Source organism: Stenotrophomonas sp. YJH_SMC_123, from assembly GCF_059368215.1.
This window is the reverse complement of record NZ_JCAFRM010000002.1, coordinates 426,702-440,549: the sequence shown is the minus strand read 5'-3', so window position 1 is coordinate 440,549 and position 13,848 is coordinate 426,702. Positions and strand designations below refer to the sequence as shown.

The window sequence follows — 13,848 nt, the reverse complement described above, 5'->3', positions numbered from 1 at the left end:
CCTCGGTGAATCAGGGGACGACGCGGAGAGCCAGCCGACCAGCAGTCGGCTCTACAGGATAGAGCCGCCTCTTCGCCCCTGATTCCCCTGCGGTGCTCGGCTCGCTACAAGGCGGACTCAACAGCCGCGAGCGCACGCATGACCGCTCCTGATAGAGCCAAGCCATGCTTGGCTGCCTTTGCTTTTGCTTTTGCTCTTCCTTGCCCTCCGGCTTCGGCCTGAGCCGAGCGTGGGCTCGGCTCTACATCGGACCCACCCGCAGGCTCCACCCGATACCCGGAAGGCGCTCTACACAGCCAACTCGAACCCAACAAAAAACCCGGCCGAAGCCGGGTTTTCTGCATGACCAGACAACGATCAGGAATCAGTCGCCCTGCTGCTTCTGCAGATGCTCCCAACGCTCCTGGGCATCGATGGTGCGCTCGGCGGTCAGGCGCGCCTCCAGGCGCTCCAGGCCGATTTCTTCGCCGGTGTCGACGCAGTAACCGTAGTCGCCCGCTTCCAGGCGCTTCAGGGTGCTGTCGATCTTGCCGATCAGCTTGCGGTAGCGGTCGCGGGTACGCAGTTCCAGCGAGTTCTCGGTCTCGCGGGTCGCGCGCTCGGCTTCGTCGCCGATGTCACGCACTTCCTCGCGCAGGTTCTCGATGGTCTGCTTGGACTCTTCCACCAGGTCCGCGCGCCAGTTCTGCAGGCGCTGGCGGAAATACTCCTGTTGCAGCGGGCTCATGTATTCCTCTTCCGAGGACGGCTTGTAGCCAGCCGGCAGGATCGGGCGGCCGGTGGCCTCGTCGGTCTTGTATTCGACCACCTTGTACTTGCTGCGCGGGGCCGGTGCTGCCGAGCGGGCGGCGACGGCCACGGCAACCTTGCCGACAGGGCGCGACACGGTCTTCGGGGCGGAATCGGATTTCACGGCGGTTTTGGCAGGCGATTTCGAAACGGGCACGGGATTCTTGGATTGCGGGGCCTTCGAAGCGGCAGGAGCGGCGGCCGGGGCCGGCTTGGGGGCCGGTTGGGCTGCTGCCACTGCCACGGTCTTGGCCGGGACAGGCTTGGCCGGAGCCGGCTTGGCAGCAGGCTTCGGTGCGGACTTCACTACTGGGGCCGGGGCCGGCTTTACGGCCGGTGCGGCAACATTCTTGGCAACCTTCTTTGCAGCGGCAGGCGTGGCGACCGGCTTGGCCGCAGCGACCTTCTTTGCCGCCGGCTTGGCGACCGGCTTGGCTGCAGCCTTCTTCACCACCGCCTTCGGCGCCGGCTTGGCTGCTGCCTTCTTGACCACCGGCTTGGCGACGGTCTTCTTCACCGGCGCAGCCTTGCTGACGGCCTTTTTCACCGGCGCCTTCTTGCTGGCAGCGGCTGGCTTGGCCTTGGCGGGCGCAGCGGCCTTCTTCGCCACCGGCTTGGTTGCCTTGACCGGCGTTTTCTTTGCGGTGGCCTTCCTGGCCGCCGGTTGCGAGGACGCTGCCTTGGTCGCCGGCTTGCTCGCCGGCTTCTTGGCAACGGGCTTTGCCGCCAACTTCTTCACAACAGGCTTGGCGGTTTTCTTGGCGGCCGTTGCGGCCTTCTTTGCAGTTTTTTTAGCAGCCACGAAACGCTCTTCCTTGGATTCCCCGGGGCCCGGGAAAGCGGGCCTTTATAGCCTACCCGACCCGCAGCAGCAACCTCGGCACCCTGCTCCATTCAGTCCTGGAGCCAAGGCGCCCAATGGGCAGTCCGACGAACACGGACCGCCTTGCGCGGTACGGAACCTGGCCAGCACCCGACGGTGCTGGTACCGGTCGCAGGCCATCGGCGACATGCGACCAACGGCCCATCCTGCACAAATGCGGCCTTCATGCCAACTGGCATAAGATGACTGGGTGATCTCGCGCCTGCTCATCGCCCTGCTGCGCTTCTACAAGCGCTTCATCAGCCCCTTGCTGGGGCCCCGCTGCCGTTTCGTGCCGAGCTGTTCTGAATACGCGATGGACGCGATCTCGCGGCACGGCCCGCTGCGCGGCAGCTGGCTGGCTGCGCGCAGGCTGGGCCGCTGCCACCCGTTCCATCCCGGCGGCTTCGACCCCGTGCCCGAGTCCCCCAACGCCCCCTCTTGCCGTTGCACAGGAAAACACTGACATGTCCTCCACCCTCATCACCAATGCCCGCATGGTCAACGAAGGCCGCACCTTCGACGGCGACCTGCGCATCGAGAACGGCCGCATCGCGCAGATCGGCAACGGGCTGGCGCCGCGCGACGGCGAGCAGGTGGTGGACGCGGCCGGGCGCTGGCTGCTCCCGGGCATGATCGATGACCAGGTGCACTTCCGCGAACCGGGCCTGACCCACAAGGGCGACATCGCCAGCGAATCGGCGGCGGCCGTGGCCGGTGGCCTGACCAGCTTCATGGACATGCCCAACACCAACCCGCCGACGCTGGATTCGACCATCCTGGAAGCCAAGTACGAGCTCGCGCGCGGCCGCGCCTGGGCCAACTACGGCTTCTACCACGGCGCCAGCAATGACAACCTGGACGCCATCCGTGCGCTGGACCCGAAGAAGGCGCCGGGCGTGAAGGTGTTCATGGGTGCTTCGACCGGCAACATGCTGGTCGACAACCCCGAAACGCTGGACGCGATCTTCCGCGAATGCCCGACCCCGATCATCACGCACTGCGAAGACACGCCGATGATCGATGCCAACCTGAAGGCCTTCCAGGAAAAGTACGGCGATGCGCTGACCCCGGACATGCACCCGGACATCCGTTCGCGCGAAGCCTGCATCAAGTCGACCCGCCTGGCGATGTCGCTGGCGCGCAAACACGGCACCCGCCTGCACGTGCTGCACATCTCCACCGCCGATGAACTGGCGCTGTTCGAGAAGGGCCCGCTGATCCGCGCCGATGGCAGCCGCAAGCAGATCACCGCTGAAACCTGCGTGCACTTCCTGCACTTCGCGCGCCCGGACTATGCGACCAAGGGCAACCTGATCAAGTGCAACCCAGCCATCAAGGAAGTGTCCGACCGCGAGGCGATCACCGCTGCGCTGGCCGACGACGTGCTGGACGTGCTGGCTACCGACCACGCGCCGCACACCTGGGAAGAGAAGCAGAAGCCCTACGCGCAGGCCCCCTCCGGCCTGCCACTGGTGCAGTACGCGCTGGTGGCCGCGCTGGAGCGCGTGCACGAAGGCAAGCTGACCCGCGAGCAGGTGGTGCAGAAGTTCGCCCACGCCCCGGCGCAGCTGTTCGACGTGGAAGAACGTGGTTTCCTGCGCGAAGGCTACTTCGCCGATCTGGTCCTGGTCGAAGACGTGCCGTTCACGGTCAAGCGCGAGGACGTGCTGTCCAAGTGCGGCTGGTCGCCGTTTGAGGGCACCACCTTCCGTTCGCGCGTCGCCTCCACCTGGGTCAACGGCCAGCTGGTGTGGGACGGCAGCAACCTGGTGGGCGAACCCGCCGGCCAGCGCATGACCTACGACCGCTGATGCGCTCGGCACTTCTGATCGGGTCGCTGCTGGCCGCGCCCCTGTTTTCCGTACCCGCGGCGCAGGCGCAGGATGGCATTGGCAGCCTGATCGACAGCCGCGTGGTGTTCCCGGCCAGTGCGTCGCAGGGCGCACTGGTGATCGGCAAGGTTCCCGCCGGCAGCCGCGTGCAGTACGCCGGTCGCCAGCTGCGGGTGAGCGGCTACGGCAGCGTGGTGTTCGGCATCGGCCGTGACGAGAAGGGCCCGCTGCGCGTGCAGGTGCAGCGCCCCGATGGTGGCAGCGAGACCGCGACCATTGCGGTGACGCCGCGCGACTGGCCCACAGAGCGGGTCAATGGCGTGCCGCCGAAGACGGTCAACCCGCCGCCGGCGATTGCCGAGCGGATCAAGCGCGAACAGGCGCAGGTGACCGCCGCACGCGCCCGCGATGACGACCGCACCGACTTCACCCAGACCTTCATCTGGCCGGTGCAGGGCCGCATCAGCGGCCGCTTCGGCAATGCCCGCGTGTACAACGGCCAGCCCGGTGCCGGTCATTCCGGCATGGACATCGCGGTGCCGACCGGCACGCCGGTGAAAGCACCGGCCGCCGGCATCGTCACCTTCGCCGGCCCGGACCTGTACCTGACCGGCGGCACGTTGCTGCTCGACCACGGCTTCGGGGTCAGCTCCAACTTCCTGCACCTCTCGCGCATCGACGTAAAGGTCGGCGACCGGGTTGAACAGGGCCAGGTGATCGCTGCGGTCGGCGCCACCGGCCGTGCCACCGGCCCGCACCTGCACTGGGGCATGAACTGGTTCGAGACCCGTATCGACCCGCTGCTGGTGCTGGAGCGCAAGTAACGGTAGTGCCGGCCGCTGGCCGGCAACCTCATCCTCTTCCGCGCCCTGCTGGATGCCGGCCAGCGGCCGGCACTACCAGGTACGTTGGATCAACCGCGCGCGGCCCACCACACGCGCAGCAGGGTGCGCACCGGGGTGGCCTCGATCGGCTTGCCTGCGGCCTGTGCCGCCACCCGCGCACGCGCCAGGCTGGACCACACACGGCGCGGGCGCGGGCCGGGCACGCGGGTGCCCCACCCCTTCAACAGATGCTGCGCCCAGCGCTGTGCGGCATTGCTGGCGTCCTCGTCCAGCAGGCTGCGCGGCACACCCGCCACGCCAGCGTCCTGCAGGCGCTGCGCCAGGGTCTGCAGCTGCACCGCACGACCGGCGCCGGTGCGCGGCTTGTCAGCGAACAAGGCCGCCTCCACCGCGGCTACGGCCTCGGCGTAGTTCGCCAGCGCGCGCTCGGCGCCGGCCGCATCCAGCGCGACCGTGCGCGCTTCAACCAGATCCGGAAGTGCTTCGGCCAACTGGGCCCACGGTGCACGCACCGGCTCCAGCAGCCTGCCCAGCGGATGGCGCGAGCGATGTCCCGCCCAGCTGCGCAGCTCCTCGCCCCACCACGCCAGCTTGGCGTCGGCCGGCAGCGGATCGCCGCTGGTGTTGAGCATGTCGTCGAACTCCTGCAGCAGCGCGAACCACGCCACTGCAAGCTCGCGTTGCGATTCGGCCACGAACGGGGCGGCCACCGACCATTCCGGCCAACGGCTGCGCCACTTGTCGAGGAAACTGTCCAGCGCGGTACTGCTCACTACACCATTCCTTACGGCTGGGCCGGGGCTGCCGGCCGGGTCGGCCAGAGACTGGCCAGTTGAAGAAGTTCAGCGTTCTCGACCAGCACGTCGGCCTGCCAGGCCAGCGGATCGTCGCTGTGCAGGCGGTAGCCCCACAGGGCTGCCACCGACGGCATGGCCGCGGCCCGCGCGGCGATGATGTCGCGCTCGTCGTCACCCACGTACACGCAGTCTTCGGCGGCAACGCCAATGGCCTGCGCAGCGTGCAGCAGCGGCAGCGGGTGAGGTTTGCGCTCGGCCAGGCTGTCACCGCCGACCAGCACTGCACAGCGCTGCTGCCAGCCGTGCTGCGGCAGGATCAGCCGCGCCAGGTACTCGGGCTTGTTGGTGACGATGCCCCACACGGTGCCGGCGTCATCCAGCGCGGCAAGCATGCCGGCCACGCCATCGAACAGCACCGCGTGCTGGCCGATCAGCGCTTCGTAGCGCTGCAGGAATTCCGGAATCAGTGCATCTCGCGCAGCGGCATCCAGGTCCGGGAAAGCGGCCCCGACCATCGCGCGCGAGCCCTTGGAGACCACCGGGCGCAGCACCGCCGGATCGATCGGCGCACGACCACGCTCGGCCAGCATCGCGTTGCAGGTGGCGACGAAGTCCGGCGCGCTGTCCAGCAGGGTGCCGTCCAGGTCGAACAGCACCGCACGCGGGAAGCGGGCGGCGGTCATGCCGGCTTGACCGCGTAGGCCAGATAGTTGATGTCGGTGCGGCTGCTCAGGCGGGCATGGTTGCGCCACGGCTCGTAGGCCATGCCGCTGACATCCACCAGCTGCAGGTCGGCCTCGCGCAGCCAGCGCGCCAGCTCGGCCGGCTTGATGAATTCCTGGTAGTGGTGCGTGCCCTTGGGCAGCAGGCGCGCCACGTACTCGGCGCCGACGATCGCCACCGCGAACGCGGCGGCGGTGCGGTTGATGGTCGACAGGAACAGGTGGCCGCCCGGCTTCAGCAGGCGCTTGCAGGCCTCGATGATCGCGCCCGGGTCCGGCACGTGCTCCAGCATTTCCATGCAGGTGACCACATCGAAGCTGGCTGGCTGCTCGGCGGCCAGATCCTCGGCCGCCTGCACCCGGTAATCGACCTGGGCGCCGATTTCCAGCGCATGCAGGCGCGCGACCTTGACCAGTTCCGGGGCCAGGTCGATGGCGGTGACGTCAGCACCGGCCTGGGCCAGCGCTTCGCTCAACAGGCCGCCACCGCAGCCGATGTCGAGCACGCGGGCGCCGCGCAGCGGCACGCGGTCAGCCACGTACTGCAGGCGCACCGGATTCAGCGCATGCAGCGGCTTCTGCGGGCCGTCAGCGTCCCACCAGCGGTTGGCCAGCGCGGCGAACTTGTCCAGCTCGGCCTGATCGAAATTTGAGGAAGCGTGGGGGGCAGTCATGGGGGATGTCCTTGCGGCGCCAGGGTTCAGGCGCGGATATGGCGGATGCGCTCGCGCCACTGGCGCGCGTTGGCGATGATGCCCGGCAGGTCCATGCCGACCAGCTCGCGCTGCACCAGCTTCGGCTTGCCGGCGATCCAGACATCGCTGACCTGCTGCCGGCCGGTGGCGTACACCAGCTGCGACAGCACGTTGTGCAGCGGCTGTGTTTCCAGCGCGGACAGATCAACGCAGACCAGGTCGGCCTGCTTGCCGACTTCGATCGAGCCGATGCGGTCGCCGAAGCCCAGCGCGCGTGCGCCACCCAGCGTGGACGCGCGCAGCGTGGTTGCCGCGTCCAGTGCAGTGGCGTCGTCGGCCACGGCCTTGGCCAGGATCGCCGCGGTGCGGTTCTCGCTGAACATGTCCAGGTCGTTGTTGCTGGCGCAGCCATCGGTACCGATCGCCAGGTTCACGCCTGCGCGCTGCAGGGCGCAGGCCGGGCAGAAACCGGAGGCCAGCTTCAGGTTGGATTCCGGGCAATGCACCACGCTGACGCCACGTTCGGCGCACAGGTGGATTTCCGCATCGGTCAGCTGGGTCATGTGCACCGCGATCAGGCGGTCGTTGACCAGGCCGAGCCGATCCAGCCGCGCCAGCGGGCGCTGGCCGTGCAGCCTGATCGAATCGTTGATTTCCTGCGCGGTCTCGTGGGTATGCAGGTGCACCTGCATGTCGAGCTGGTCGGACAGCATCCGCACCCGCTCGAAGTTGGCATCGTTGACCGTGTAAGGCGCATGCGGCGCGAACGCGGTGCCGATCAGCGGATCGGTGCGCCACTGGTCGTGCAGTTCGCCGGCCTTGGCGAAGTACTCGTCGTCGGTCTTGGCCCAGGCGGTGGGGAAATCGATGATGACCGCGCCCACCAGCGCGCGGAAACCGTGTTTCTTGTAGACCGCGGCCTGCACGTCGCCGAAGAAGTAGTTCTCGTTGGCGCAGGTGGTGCCGCCGCGCAGCATCTCGGCGATGGCCAGGGTGGTACCGTCGGCAACGAATTCGGGGCCGATCACCGCCGCTTCCACCGGCCAGATGTGCTGCTGCAGCCAGGTCATCAGCGGCAGGTCGTCGGCAACGCCGCGCAGCAGGGTCATCGGGTTGTGCGTGTGCGCGTTGACCAGGCCCGGCATCAGCGCAGCCTCGGGTCGGCTCACCACCTGGGTGGCGCGGAAGCGTGCGCGCGCCTCGGCACGCGGCAGGATGGCCACGATCTCGCTGCCACGCACGGCAACGGCATGGTCTTCCAGCACCACCGCATGCGGCTCGATCGGAACGACGTAACCGGCTTCGATGAGCAGGTCGCAGGCTTCGGGGAGGTGCGGGCTATCGCTCATGCGGGCTCACTGGCTGTGGGGGCGGCGAGATACTTCTGGGGACACGCCCCTGAGTAAGGGGCTGCCGCGAAGCGGCGGGGTCTGGAGACCCGTGAAGCGGGGCCCATGATCTGCCGAAGCAGATCATGGGAGCGCCAGCGCGAATGTGCTGGCGCGTACCCGGCCAGCGGCCGGCACTACCGCAAGGTCGGCCTATGGCCGGAACCTTACTTGACGCGTGCGGAGTATTCGCCCGAACGGGTGTCGACGCGGATCACTTCGTCCTGGTTGACGAACAGCGGCACGCGGACCACGGCGCCGGTTTCCAGGGTGGCCGGCTTGCCGCCGCCGCCCGAGGTGTCGCCACGGACGCCCGGATCGGTTTCGGTGATCTTCAGTTCGACGAAGTTCGGCGGCTGCACGAAGATCGGCTCACCGTTCCACAGGGTGACCACGCAGGACTCTTCGCCCTTCAGCCACTTTTCGGCGCCGCCCATGCCGGCCTTGGTGGCCTGGACCTGCTCGAAGGATTCCGGGTCCATGAAGTGCCAGTACTCACCGTCGCTGTACATGAAGTTCATGTCGGTATCGACGACGTCGGCTGCATCCAGCGAGTCGGTCGACTTCATGGTCACTTCCTGGGTACGGCCGTCCTTGATCAGGCGGTACTTCACGCGGGTGAAGGCCTGGCCCTTGCCCGGCTTGACGTATTCGGTGTCGATGATGACGGCCGGTTGGTTGTTGACCAGGATCTTCATCCCGTTCTTGACGTCGTTCATGCCGTAGCTGGCCATGCGTAAACTCCTGAGTGGCAAAAACGCCGCGGGTGCGGCGAGCCGTTAGAATGGAAAGCCCACCGGGTGCCGGTGGGCGACTGTTTTTCTGCCCCCATGATAACCGCAGGCCCCCTCTCCATGCAGCTTTCCGCCTTCCCCCGGCCCCAGTCGCCAGGCGCGCCCGCGCGCTGGCAGCAGCTCTGGCGCCAGGCGCTGCGCGACCCGCACGCCCTGCTGGCCCGGCTGCAGCTGGACCCGGCCGCGCTGGGTGTCTCGGAGGCGGCCATTGCCCAGTTCGCGCTGCGCGTGCCGGAGGGCTTCGTGGCGCGCATGCGCGTGGGCGACGCGGCCGACCCGCTGCTGCGCCAGGTGCTGCCCGTCGACGAGGAAATGCGCCCGGCACCCGGGTTCAGTTTCGATGCGGTGGGTGATGGTGCCGCTAGGAAGGCCACCGGCGTCATCCAGAAGTACCGTGGACGCGCCCTGCTGGTCGCCACCGGCAGTTGCGCGATCAACTGCCGCTACTGCTTCCGCCGCCACTTCGACTATGCCGCGGAAAACGCCGCCAAGGGCGGCTGGCAGGAGGCCGTAGCGGCCATCGCGGCCGACCCGGACATCGACGAGGTCATCCTGTCCGGCGGCGACCCGCTGTCACTGGCCACGCACAAGCTGGCCGAGCTGACCGATGCGCTGCGCGCGATCCCGCACATCCGCCGCCTGCGCATCCACACCCGGCTGCCGATCGTGCTGCCGGAGCGCGTGGACGAGGAGCTGCTGGCCTGGCTGGGCAGCCTGCCGTGGCCGCTGGCGATCGTGGTCCACGCCAACCATGCCAATGAGTTCGACGCCAGCGTGGACGCTGCGATGAGCCGCCTGCGCGGCGTCGGCGCCCAGCTGCTGAACCAGGCCGTCCTGCTGCGCGGGGTCAACGACAGCGTGCAGGCCCTGCAGGACCTGAGCGAGCGCAGCTTCGCCGCCGGCGTGCTGCCCTATTACCTGCACCAGCTGGACCGGGTCGAGGGCGTGGCCCACTTCGAAGTGGACGACAGCCAGGCCAAGGCGCTGATTGCCGGCCTGACCGCACGCCTGTCCGGCTACCTGATCCCCAAGCTGGTGCGCGAACTGCCCGGCGACCCGAGCAAGCGCCCGCTGTAATTCCGCAGGGGGTCAGATCCCTTTTTCCTGCGGAAAAGGGATCTGACCCCGACACAACAACCGTCGGTCAGAGACCCGATTCGATCATCCGCACCACTTCGGTGGCGGTCACCGGGTGGCTCAGCCAGTAGCCCTGGCCAAGATCGCAGCCGCGTTGCACCAGCAGTTCGAACTGCGCCTGCTGCTCGATGCCTTCGGCCACCACCGTGATGCCCAGCGCGTGGGCCATGGCGATGATGGCCGTGGTCAGTGCCAGATCGTCGGGATCGCGCTGCATGTCGGCCACGAAACTCTTGTCGATCTTCACGCCGTCCACCGGCACCTGGCGCAGGTGGCTGAGACCGGAGAAGCCCGTTCCGAAATCATCCAGCCAGACCTTCACGCCAGTGCGGTGCAGCTTGTCCAGCAGCTGCGCGGCAACCATCTCGTCGCCGATCACTGCGGTTTCGGTCAGCTCCAGGTGCAGGCGCGAGGCCGGTAGCCCGGACTCATGCAGGCACTGTGCAACCAGCGCCGGCAGCTCGCCGCCGCGCAGCTGCCGCGGTGATACGTTCACCGACACGAACAGATCGTCGCCGCCCGCACCCCGTGGCCACTGCGAGGCTTCCATGCAGGCCGCACGCAGCACCTTCGGGCCGATGATCTCGATCAGCCCGCTCTGCTCGGCCACTTCGATGAACACCGACGGCGGAATCGTACCCAGGGTCGGATGCTGCCAGCGCAGCAGCACTTCGACGCCGACCATGCGGCGGTCGCGCATGCGGAAGATCGGCTGGTAGGCCAGGCGCAGCTCGCCGCGCTCCCAGGCCCCGCGCAGTTCCTGCTCCATGTGCACGCGGCGCTCGACCGCATGGTCCATCGCCCGGCTGTAATGGCGGTAGCAGTTCTTGCCGGCCATCTTCGCCTGGTACATGGCGATGTCGCCGTTCTTCAGCAGCGTGGTCGCATCGGCGGCATCGTCCGGGAACAGGGTCACGCCGATCGAGGTCCCCAGGAACAGCTCCCTGCCCTGTACCACCAGCGGCTTGCCCAGTTCGCGCACCAGCACCTCGGCCAGCAGCCGGGCGTTCGCGGCCACGTCGCCATCGCCGACCAGGATCACGAACTCGTCGCCGCCGAAGCGGGCCAGCAGCGCCTCATCGCCTCCCGCTTCGGCAACCGCGCGCCCGATGCGCTGTGCGAACTGCAACAGCGCTTCGTCACCGGCCTCATGGCCAAGGGTATCGTTGACGCGCTTGAAGTCGTCGATATCGGCGAACAGCAGGCCCAGCCGATGATTGGATGCGCGCGCCGCCATCAGGCGATGGTCCAGTGCTTCCCGGAACGCCAGCCGGTTGGTCAACCCGGTCAGCGCATCGGTATAGGCCATGCGCCGCACCTCGCGGTCATGGCGGGCGATGGAATCGCGCATCCGGGCAAAGCCGCGCACCAGCTCGCCGACCTCGTCATTTCGGGTGTTCTCGGCCAGCGGCGCCTGGTAGTCGCCAGCCTCGATGCGGCGTGCCGCAGCGGCCAGGTCCCGGATCGGCGCCACCAGGGTGCGCTGCACGTAAAGGATCACCGCCACGCCGATCACCACCAGCAGGCCCAGCATCAGCAGCAGCCAGCCCAGGTGGCGGCTGCCGACCTGCTGCAGGCGCTCGCCGAGCGTGGCATTGGCTGCCTGTTCGCGCTGCTGCACCTCGTCCAGCGCCATGCCGACGCGGACGCCGCCGATGCGCTGGTTGCCGACCATGATCGGCATGGTGTTGTCGAGCACCTTGGGCGATTCCTGCACCACCAGCGCCTGCGCCACCGCGGCCTTGGGAGCGAGCGGGTCGGCCATCGGCTGGCCGAAGCCGGACACCTCGATCGAGCCGTCATGCACCAGCCGGCCACGGTCGTCGAACACCAGCACATAGCGCACGACCGGCTGCCGTGCGGTGCTGCGCACCAGCGCACCGACCTGGTCCAGGTCGCGGTAGTACAACGGGTTGGCCAGCGCGTCGGACAGCTCGCGCGCCATCGCTTCGCCGCGGCTGCGCACGCTGCGGTCGAACAGTTCATGGATGACGCCACCACTGAGGTTGCGCACCTCGCCCTGCATCGCCGCCTGCCGCCCCAGCAACACTGCCAGGATCGCCACCACCACGACCATCGCCCCGCCCATCGCGAGCAGGAACCGGGCCTGCATTCCCGAGCCGAGCCACTTCATTCCACTTCCATCCGCACGCGCGTCAATCCTTGTTTCAATTCATCCAGCCGCTGCTGCGCATGCGCATCGACGCGGTGGAAACCGGAAGTACCGAAAAACCGATGCAACGCCCCCTGCGCCTGCGGGTCACTGGCCGCCTGCAGCAGGACGTCCTGCAGCCGGTCACGCACCCGCGGGTCGAGGTCGGCGCGCACCATCTCCACCGCCCGCGGGTAGGGCCTGGTGCGCAGCAGCTCGCGGAAGTCGCGCCGGAATGCCGCCGGCATCCGTCGCTCGTCGTTCCAGTCCACGCTGCTCACCGCCCCCACGTCAACCACGCCCTTGTGCACGAACGTAGCGATGTTCAACTCGCTGCGCGCGAACACATACCCCACACTGTCCCGGCCCGGCATGTCCCACACGCCGGCCAGGATCTGCGGCGCCAGCCCCTCCTGCAGCAGCGTCATCACCGGCACCAGGTAGGCACTGGTGGACGCCGTGTTCTGCAACGCCAGGCGATGCCCACGCATATCCTGGATGCGCTGGACCGGACTGTCGCGGCGCACGAAGAACACGGTCTGGTACTCACGCACACCATTGCGCTCGGTCAGCAACAAAGGCCGCGCGCCACTGCGCTGGCCGAGTGCCACTGCCGTACCCGACGTTTCCGTGACCCAGTCGACCCGCCCCCGCCGCAGATAGCTGGCCATCTGCTGCGGGTCGCGCGCCATCAGGATCCGCCCCTCCTTGATGCCGACGTCATGCATGCGTGCCACCACATAGTCCAGCAACGGCTGCAGCTGCTCGTAATGGGCCTTGGGATCATCGCTGATCCGGCCCAGCACCAGCACCGGGTCCGGTGCTGCATGCACCGTCCCGGCCAGCAGGATCATGACCAGGCTCAGCAGTCCCCTCTGCACTGCCCTTCGCAGACCCGACACAGGCTTCATCCCCCCTGGGTATCCGGACAGACTACCCGAAAAAATGAGAACGTCGTCAGCTGTCCTTGTTGCCCGCTTGTGCCAGTCGCGCCATGCGCTGGGTGTCGGCCAGGATGCCGCGCAACAGGCGCACTTCCTGCTCGCTCGGCTCGCTGCGCAGGAACAGGCGGCGCAGCTTGCGCATCGCTGATTCCGGTGCGCGGCCCTTGTGGAAATCGATCTCGTCCAAGGTGTCGCCGAGCTGGGCGAAGAAGCTCTCCATCTGCTCATGGCTGGCGGCCTGTTCGCGGAAACCCGGCTCGGCGTCGGCGGCCGGCTGCGCGCCCAGCAGCTGCATGCGCGTTTCATAGGCCAGCACCTGCACCGCGGCTGCCAGGTTGAGCGAGCTGAACGCCGGGTCGGATGGAATATGCACCGCCGCATGGCAGAGCTGCAGTTCCTCGTTGGTCAGCCCGGTGCGCTCGCGACCGAACACCAGCGCCACCTCGGCGCCCTCGCCCGCCTTGGCCACCGCACGGGCGGCGGCATCGGCCGGCAGGTACTCCTCCAGCTGGACGCGGCGGGCACGGGCGGTGCAGCCCAGCACCAGTCGGCAATCGGCCACGGCCTCGGCCAGGGTGGCCACCACCGGGGCGTCCCCCAGCACGTCTTCGGCACCGGCCGAGCGGCGGAAAGCCTCCTCGTCCAGCGGTTTTTCGGGGGCGACCAGCACCAGGCGAGCCAGGCCCATGGTCTTCAGGGCACGGGCGGCAGCGCCCATGTTGCCGGGGTGCTGGGTACCGACCAGGACGAATCGGAGGCGGGTGGCGGCGGGAAACTGGGACATGAACAGGGAAAAGGTCGAGCTGGACGATGACCAATGGTAAACTGTGCGGCCGGCCACTGCGCCGGACCCGCTCTTTTCCCCCGCCAGTCCATCTCTTCTGCCTT

General features: G+C 68.0%; 13 protein-coding genes. 4 read left to right on the top strand and 9 right to left on the bottom strand.

The features are described from left to right. Window positions 1-364: 364 nt before the first annotated feature. Entirely contained in the window at window positions 365-1,591 is a 1,227-nt protein-coding gene (dksA, locus tag AC5P5W_RS07040) for an RNA polymerase-binding protein DksA (protein ID WP_014647794.1), read from the bottom strand. A 271-nt stretch (window positions 1,592-1,862) separates the two neighbouring features. On the opposite strand from dksA, the gene yidD reads away from it, so the two are divergent. The 3 genes from yidD to AC5P5W_RS07025 are packed head-to-tail and all read left to right on the top strand — an operon-like array spanning window position 1,863 to window position 4,310. Continuing rightward, a complete protein-coding gene (gene yidD, locus AC5P5W_RS07035) occupies window positions 1,863-2,117 on the top strand; it encodes a membrane protein insertion efficiency factor YidD (RefSeq protein ID WP_014037867.1) in 255 nt (84 codons plus the stop codon). 1 nt (window position 2,118) lies between these two features. Beyond that, window positions 2,119-3,465 (top strand): dihydroorotase, encoded by a 1,347-nt coding sequence (locus AC5P5W_RS07030; protein ID WP_014647796.1) that lies wholly within the window; start codon window positions 2,119-2,121, stop codon window positions 3,463-3,465. Next, entirely contained in the window at window positions 3,465-4,310 is an 846-nt protein-coding gene (locus AC5P5W_RS07025) for a M23 family metallopeptidase (protein ID WP_014647797.1), read from the top strand. Before AC5P5W_RS07030 ends, AC5P5W_RS07025 begins: the two co-directional genes overlap by 1 nt. An 89-nt stretch (window positions 4,311-4,399) precedes the next feature. Here AC5P5W_RS07025 and AC5P5W_RS07020 read toward each other — a convergent pair whose 3' ends face one another. From AC5P5W_RS07020 to efp, 5 genes are all read right to left on the bottom strand, one after another. Next, window positions 4,400-5,104, bottom strand: coding sequence for a squalene/phytoene synthase family protein (locus AC5P5W_RS07020; RefSeq protein ID WP_032956133.1), 705 nt, complete (start codon window positions 5,102-5,104; stop codon window positions 4,400-4,402). 11 nt (window positions 5,105-5,115) lie between these two features. Continuing rightward, on the bottom strand, window positions 5,116-5,811 hold the full coding sequence (locus tag AC5P5W_RS07015) for a phosphoglycolate phosphatase (RefSeq protein WP_014647799.1): 696 nt from the start codon (window positions 5,809-5,811) through the stop codon (window positions 5,116-5,118). Then, window positions 5,808-6,524, bottom strand: coding sequence for a bifunctional 2-polyprenyl-6-hydroxyphenol methylase/3-demethylubiquinol 3-O-methyltransferase UbiG (ubiG, locus tag AC5P5W_RS07010; protein ID WP_197574945.1), 717 nt, complete (start codon window positions 6,522-6,524; stop codon window positions 5,808-5,810). Before ubiG ends, AC5P5W_RS07015 begins: the two co-directional genes overlap by 4 nt. Window positions 6,525-6,550: 26 nt before the next feature. Then, on the bottom strand, window positions 6,551-7,894 hold the full coding sequence (locus tag AC5P5W_RS07005; protein ID WP_014647801.1) for a TRZ/ATZ family hydrolase: 1,344 nt from the start codon (window positions 7,892-7,894) through the stop codon (window positions 6,551-6,553). Between the two features lie 206 nt (window positions 7,895-8,100). After that, complete coding sequence (gene efp, locus AC5P5W_RS07000) at window positions 8,101-8,667, bottom strand: elongation factor P (RefSeq protein WP_005410381.1); 567 nt, start codon at window positions 8,665-8,667, stop codon at window positions 8,101-8,103. A gap of 96 nt (window positions 8,668-8,763) precedes the next feature. Between efp and epmB the strand changes: the two genes are divergently transcribed. Next, window positions 8,764-9,804, top strand: coding sequence for an EF-P beta-lysylation protein EpmB (gene epmB / locus AC5P5W_RS06995; protein WP_087948696.1), 1,041 nt, complete (start codon window positions 8,764-8,766; stop codon window positions 9,802-9,804). Between the two features lie 67 nt (window positions 9,805-9,871). Here the strand turns inward: epmB and AC5P5W_RS06990 are convergent, their stop codons facing one another. From AC5P5W_RS06990 to AC5P5W_RS06980, 3 genes are all read right to left on the bottom strand, one after another. Next, entirely contained in the window at window positions 9,872-11,998 is a 2,127-nt protein-coding gene (locus AC5P5W_RS06990) for a putative bifunctional diguanylate cyclase/phosphodiesterase (RefSeq protein WP_014647803.1), read from the bottom strand. After that, a complete protein-coding gene (locus AC5P5W_RS06985; RefSeq protein ID WP_227864238.1) occupies window positions 11,995-12,870 on the bottom strand; it encodes a phosphate/phosphite/phosphonate ABC transporter substrate-binding protein in 876 nt (291 codons plus the stop codon). The genes AC5P5W_RS06990 and AC5P5W_RS06985 overlap by 4 nt, the downstream gene beginning before the upstream one ends. 103 nt (window positions 12,871-12,973) lie before the next feature. Continuing rightward, window positions 12,974-13,744 carry an RNA methyltransferase gene (locus AC5P5W_RS06980; protein ID WP_032956141.1) on the bottom strand — a complete coding sequence of 257 codons (771 nt, stop codon included), beginning with the start codon at window positions 13,742-13,744 and terminating at the stop codon, window positions 12,974-12,976. Window positions 13,745-13,848 lie beyond the last annotated feature (104 nt).

Bases quoted from the DNA above. Each gene is read 5' to 3' on its own strand.
- epmB (WP_087948696.1), top strand. From the start codon at position 8,764: ATGATAACCGCAGGCCCCCTCTCCATGCAGCTTTCCGCCTTCCCCCGG.
- AC5P5W_RS06980 (WP_032956141.1), bottom strand. From the start codon at position 13,744: ATGTCCCAGTTTCCCGCCGCCACCCGCCTCCGATTCGTCCTGGTCGGT.
- AC5P5W_RS06990 (WP_014647803.1), bottom strand. From the start codon at position 11,998: ATGAAGTGGCTCGGCTCGGGAATGCAGGCCCGGTTCCTGCTCGCGATG.
- AC5P5W_RS06985 (WP_227864238.1), bottom strand. From the start codon at position 12,870: ATGATCCTGCTGGCCGGGACGGTGCATGCAGCACCGGACCCGGTGCTG.
- AC5P5W_RS07015 (WP_014647799.1), bottom strand. From the start codon at position 5,811: ATGACCGCCGCCCGCTTCCCGCGTGCGGTGCTGTTCGACCTGGACGGC.
- ubiG (WP_197574945.1), bottom strand. From the start codon at position 6,524: ATGACTGCCCCCCACGCTTCCTCAAATTTCGATCAGGCCGAGCTGGAC.
- efp (WP_005410381.1), bottom strand. From the start codon at position 8,667: ATGGCCAGCTACGGCATGAACGACGTCAAGAACGGGATGAAGATCCTG.
- AC5P5W_RS07005 (WP_014647801.1), bottom strand. From the start codon at position 7,894: ATGAGCGATAGCCCGCACCTCCCCGAAGCCTGCGACCTGCTCATCGAA.
- AC5P5W_RS07025 (WP_014647797.1), top strand. From the start codon at position 3,465: ATGCGCTCGGCACTTCTGATCGGGTCGCTGCTGGCCGCGCCCCTGTTT.
- AC5P5W_RS07030 (WP_014647796.1), top strand. From the start codon at position 2,119: ATGTCCTCCACCCTCATCACCAATGCCCGCATGGTCAACGAAGGCCGC.